We start from the raw sequence: 1,497 nt of genomic DNA on the forward strand, positions 1-1,497 counted from the left end.
ATTTATGGAATTGGGAATAATTGGTTAATCTGGACTGATGGAGATCCAATATGAAAATAAAAAACTGGGTACAACACACGGTCATAGTGCATGGCAGTACTTTTAAACAAAATATTTCAACGTTCGCTGCAAACGCCTTTCGTCCTGACAGTTCCTTTCACGGGTGAAAGAAACTGCCACGACACCATACCGCGGGAACGTTGTGTGCAACCATGAAAAAGAAGATGAAGAAACTTTCTAAATATTGTTTTTTAATTATCCTTCTTAGTTGGAATTTAAATAATGTTTTTGCCCAACTTGATTCATGCATTTTGATTTCAGGAGAGGACTATCAAGGAACTCTATTTCAAGAAAACTATAATATTGACATAAGTCCCGACAAATCAGGAAAATTATTAAAAAAACCGATTGAATATATTAATATAAATGAAATAAAAAAATGGACTCCTACCACAAAAGAAATTGTTGATTTTGAACAAAGTTTATTTAGCATTTTGGGAAATTACCGACCAAAGAATGACTATCAGAAATCTAATATTGATTATATTTTAAAGGAGTTGGCAAATTATAATAGACAATATATTGGTTTTATTGACTCCTTAAGTAATAAGTGCCTTTATATTAATTTTTACAAATCGAAAGAGAAATTAATAGTGCCTGATAATAACGTTAGGATGGTTTTAGGAGGTGGAGCAAATTATTTTTCACTATGGTTTAATCTCACTGAAAAGAAAGTAATTGAATTAATAATAAATGGACCAATATAAGAAATGGCAGCACACAACACGCGGTCATAGTGCATGGCAGTACTTTTAAACAAAATATTTCAACGTTCGCAGCCGGCTCCTTTCGTCCTGACAGTTCCTATCCTATCGGACAGAAACTGCCACGACACCATACCGCGGGAACGTTATAGGGCATTTAAGAGGGACAAAAACAAAATGAATTATCAATTCGGACAACCCATCGCTACGAGTTCTGAAATTTAAATTTTGAATATCTGGTTCATTGATTAAAATTGATATTTGGACTGAATTGTAAAATGAGAATTAAGAGAAATGGATTTCGACTTTTTAGCATATTGAGAAGACTGAGATAAAGGTCACAACGTAAAAATTCTACTTCGCGACAAATGAATGTTTTAATAATTCGGTAGATTTAGAGTAAATTTTAGAAATGAAAATTCCTGGACATATTAAAATTTCAAAGAATGAATTTGTTCCCTACCTTTCTTCATTCCGGTCAAGATTTGAATTTCTGTTCTCCGACAAATTAACATGGAAAAACAAAACGCCCTATAACAGCACCTATATTGCATGCCGCGCTTAGCGGTCATCAAGACAAGAAATTGTATATTTGAACATCGTGAAAATCAACAAACATAAAGGTACGGATGCGGCACGCAACATAGCTGCGGGCCGTTGTAGCTAATTTTAAGATGACCAATTTGCATCGACAATTCATAACAAATATTGATTCCAGAAGAAATCTTGCGAA

At 33.7% G+C, this 1,497-nt stretch carries 1 protein-coding gene; it reads left to right on the forward strand.

The window, feature by feature from the left end:
- Positions 1–212: 212 nt before the first annotated feature.
- A complete protein-coding gene (locus ACE01N_RS20390; protein WP_380592907.1) occupies positions 213–767 on the forward strand; it encodes a hypothetical protein in 555 nt (184 codons plus the stop codon).
- Positions 768–1,497: the final 730 nt, after the last annotated feature.

Source organism: Quyinboa ferrireducens (assembly GCF_042436675.1).
Taxonomy (GTDB): Bacteria; Bacteroidota; Bacteroidia; order Bacteroidales; family UBA5342; genus JBHJHP01.

Bases quoted from the DNA above. Each gene is read 5' to 3' on its own strand.
- ACE01N_RS20390 (WP_380592907.1), top strand. From the start codon at position 213: ATGAAAAAGAAGATGAAGAAACTTTCTAAATATTGTTTTTTAATTATC.